The sequence below is a fragment of the Arthrobacter sp. Cr_A7 genome (assembly GCF_029222765.1).
Taxonomy (GTDB): Bacteria; Actinomycetota; Actinomycetes; order Actinomycetales; family Micrococcaceae; genus Arthrobacter.
Window position 1 is genome coordinate 1 of the sequence record NZ_JARHXQ010000289.1, and the last position, 3357, is coordinate 3357.

Annotated in this window: 5 protein-coding genes; 1 reads left to right on the top strand and 4 read right to left on the bottom strand. The window is 60.1% G+C overall.

Going from position 1 to position 3357, the window contains the following annotated elements:
- The 4 genes from P2Q66_RS17040 to P2Q66_RS17055 form a co-directional block, all read right to left on the bottom strand.
- Nucleotides 1-549 (bottom strand): single-stranded DNA-binding protein (locus P2Q66_RS17040; RefSeq protein ID WP_275730033.1); only part of this gene is annotated, 549 nt, incomplete at its 3' end.
- 53 nt (nt 550-602) lie between these two features.
- Entirely contained in the window at nt 603-908 is a 306-nt protein-coding gene (locus P2Q66_RS17045; RefSeq protein WP_275730035.1) for a hypothetical protein, read from the bottom strand.
- Nucleotides 905-1186 (bottom strand): glutaredoxin family protein, encoded by a 282-nt coding sequence (locus P2Q66_RS17050; protein ID WP_275730036.1) that lies wholly within the window; start codon nt 1184-1186, stop codon nt 905-907. Before P2Q66_RS17050 ends, P2Q66_RS17045 begins: the two co-directional genes overlap by 4 nt.
- Before the next feature lie 1321 nt (nt 1187-2507).
- Nucleotides 2508-2729 carry a hypothetical protein gene (locus tag P2Q66_RS17055; protein WP_275730038.1) on the bottom strand — a complete coding sequence of 74 codons (222 nt, stop codon included), beginning with the start codon at nt 2727-2729 and terminating at the stop codon, nt 2508-2510.
- 385 nt (nt 2730-3114) lie between these two features.
- Between P2Q66_RS17055 and P2Q66_RS17060 the strand changes: the two genes are divergently transcribed.
- Entirely contained in the window at nt 3115-3342 is a 228-nt protein-coding gene (locus P2Q66_RS17060; protein WP_275730040.1) for a DUF2188 domain-containing protein, read from the top strand.
- The last annotated feature ends 15 nt before the right edge of the window (nt 3343-3357 follow it).

A 3357-nucleotide genomic window follows, 5' to 3' on the forward strand; every position in this document is an offset into this window, starting at 1 on the left:
GTACCCCGCGCCCGTAGCGATCTTTCCGAACCAGGGGTCATCCTCGGCGTAACCGTCGTCGCCGGTTTCGCTCAACGCCTTGACCCGGTCCCGCCAACCGATACGCGGGGCCTCACCAACCCGTGCTTCGTCCCGCGCCGGCGCCGCGTCCTGTACCTGAGGTTGATCCTGCACCGGCCGCTTCGCTGGCGACCCAACGGCCTGAGCCGCCGCATACCGAAGAGACAACCCGATCTCGTCAACCTCGAACTCGATCACCGTGCGCTTCTCCCCCGCCTTCGTCTCGTACGTTCGCGGCTTCAGCCGGCCGCTGGCCACCACACGGCTGCCCTTAGTCAACGACGCTGCAACATACTCGGCCGCTTCCCGCCAGACCGTAGACCGGAGGAAAAGAGTTTCGCCGTCCTTCCACTCACCAGAGGCCTGATCGAAGACGCGCGGCGTCGATGCAATAGTGAAGTTCGCGACCGCGGATCCCGAGGGGGTGAAGCGCAGTTCGGGGTCGCCGGTGAGGTTGCCGATCACGGTGATGGTGGTTTCGCCTGACATGGTTTCGTTCCTGTTCTCTCTGGTTTCGTATGGCGACGTTTGGGGCTGGATGATTACGGTGCTGTCGCTGCCCAGGCTTCGAGGTCCGCGGCGTACAGCTCCCCCAGCCGGAGGGAGACTCGTGAGCAGTAGATCTCGGTGAGCAGCCCCCGGTTGCCGGCTTGATACGACGGTGCATCCGGGGTGTCTCCAGGCAAAGCGGTGTCGGAGTTGTAGAAACGTTCCTCCGCTCCCCCTGCGGGTTCGTCCAGGAAGGCCAGGGCGTAGGCGGCGGCGCGCAGTTCAGGATCGTGCCGGAACTCTTCGGGGATGTGGTGGCTGTCGAGGATGGCGGTGATGGTGGCGTCCTGAATGCTCATGCGGTGGCCCCTTTCCGGGCATGGTGGTTGATGGAAGCGCTGACGAGCTTGTCCCGGCGCAGGCCGCACCAGCGGTCCTGGTCATCGGAGTTGTTCACGACGACCGGCGCCTGGGAGAAGCCCAGCTCTTCGGTGATGTACTCCAGAGCTGCCGGGACTTCAGTGATGTCCACGGTCGTGTAAGTGATTCCCCTGGAGTCGAAGTAGTCCTTCGTCTTGTCGCAGTTGCGGCAGTCGGGCTTGGTATAAACCGTGTAAGCGGTGGGTGAAGCAGTCATTTTCAGCACCTGGTTTCGTATCAAATAAGTTTCGTTCGTCTGGCTGACTTGCTACCTCAATTCTAGCATTCATTCACGTGAATGAATAGCCGTTTCGCCGCTTGCTCTAGGGAATTTTGGGGGGAGTTTTCCTTCATGAAAGCGTGATTCCTGGGTTCTGAACCACGGCGACGTGTGTCGATTCGAGAAGCTAACTGCACAGATGTCAAAAGCCATACGCACACCTGACCGGCCGGCAGCGCTCCTACGTTCATCCTTGATTCGAGTGCTACCGTGGCGCGCGTTAGGTGATGTCTCTGACTGCACTGGGGGAACCGTGTTTGTTGCTTGTCGAAACGGCGTAAAGCTGTGAGGGCTTTTCTTATATCCGACTCGTGCACCACAGGCTGGCTACATTGGGGCCACGGTGAACTGTGGCTCACTAGGTCGCACCTGGTGCGGATAGGCCGGCCGGAGCTAACCCGGCGGGCAGCAGGGTGGGGCGGAACCAGAGGCGACAATTTGTTCGGGTCCACCTCCATCGAACGGCCCTTTCCAGGCGCTGCAATTGACGTCAGCCCGGAGCAATGGGACCAGGAAATCAAGGCGGAGCCCAGTCGAACGCTGATGTTGGCTCTTGAAGAAGTCGCTACATTCCAGTTCAGACAAGGCTTTACGGCATCGCGTTTGGGAGTCGGAATGGCCGATGGCGTCAAACACAAACTGCTCTGGCTTCCTAACGCCAAACTCGAAGACCGTGCTGGCGGAAGCGCTCGGGGCAAGGCTTGCTTTCAGATAACGGTCACGGTTTATAAGCACTCCCAAACGGGCACTTGCGCACAGGAGTAGCGGCAAGTCATTGAGGACTCACATCTGGGGATCGAGAAGCGCCGCCCGGAAGCCGAGCCCTCGCTGTGCAGTGCTCCGTTCCAAACCCGATGTCGTGGCAGGGGAAGGTTCCGAGAACAATCGACGCCGCGGTTTGTAAACAGGAGTACACGGCGAACGGGTACTTGTGCACAGGAGTAGCGGGCAATCACTGATCACAACCGTGTCTGCACAAACCCCGGAATCCAGCGAATTTTGTGCAGTCAGCTTCTGAAAATGACAAACGGTGATTCCCGCCGCCGGCTACTGTGGTGATCCCCGCAGGTTCGCCAAAGCCTCAGCCCCCATGTGCCTGAGAAGTCCCCCACCGGACTGGGTGACGTGCCCAATCGGCGCGAGTGGCAGTGTGAATAGGTGCCGTCCCTGCTGAAAGAATCCCAGCCCCACCGGACAGTGCGCCGGCAACGCAGGCCTTGGACCCATGGGGAACGGGCCCGCGGATTTCCTTGACCGGCTATTCAGCGCACAGCCAGCGTTTCCATTTGCCGGGGTATCCGCCCGGACGCGGCCCCAGGGCGCGCATCATCTTCTTGTACCAGCGGTACATGAGGTACAACGCGATGGCATAGAGGACGCCCAGGACTGCCATGAAGATCAGGGCATCGTCCTTTGCTTCCTGGTACTCGTAGTACCCGGGCAGGCCATAGACCAGCTCACCGGACATCAAAGGACTCACGATGTCTATGAAGTAAAAAAGTGCGACGGAAAAGGGGACGAATAACAGGAACGTTGTTGGGAGCAACACCGCCGTGTACTTGAGCTGCACCTTCCAGCATCGCTTGTCCCACGCTGCGGCTAGTTCTTTTTGGTCAGCGTCTATCGCCTGCGTCATGTCTCCCCCAATGAATTCCTGCCTTCCGGGCACAGTCTACGGTGGGCAGCGGCGCGCCAACTTGAAAGATAAGCATGCTTGCAATTAGGTTTGGTGTCAGCTTCTCCGCATATCCCCCATCATGCGGAGTGGTTGCCAGGGAAGCCCCGCCACTGCTCGTGCTGCGGGGCTTTTCGCTACCCGCACTATGGCAGCGGGTGTCAGATCCGAACGGCAGAGGGAGTATCCAGTGGCTCAGGGCGACATTGAGACGTACTACGAAGACGGTTCGTGGAAGAACAAGCGCGAGGGCGCCGACCGCGCGTTCGGTGCCGGCTACGGCACCAAGGACGAAGCTGCAGCCGTCGGCCGGGACACTGCGAAGGCGGACAAGGTCGAGCACGTCATTAAGAACCAGGCCGGCCAGATCAGCTCCAAAAACAGCTACGGCAACGATCCCCGGAACGTCCCGGGCTGATTGCTAAGCCACCCT

What these genes read in the sequence shown, in the direction of transcription:
- P2Q66_RS17050 (WP_275730036.1), bottom strand. Translation starts at nt 1,186, where the DNA reads ATGACTGCTTCACCCACCGCTTACACGGTTTATACCAAGCCCGACTGC.
- P2Q66_RS17045 (WP_275730035.1), bottom strand. Translation starts at nt 908, where the DNA reads ATGAGCATTCAGGACGCCACCATCACCGCCATCCTCGACAGCCACCAC.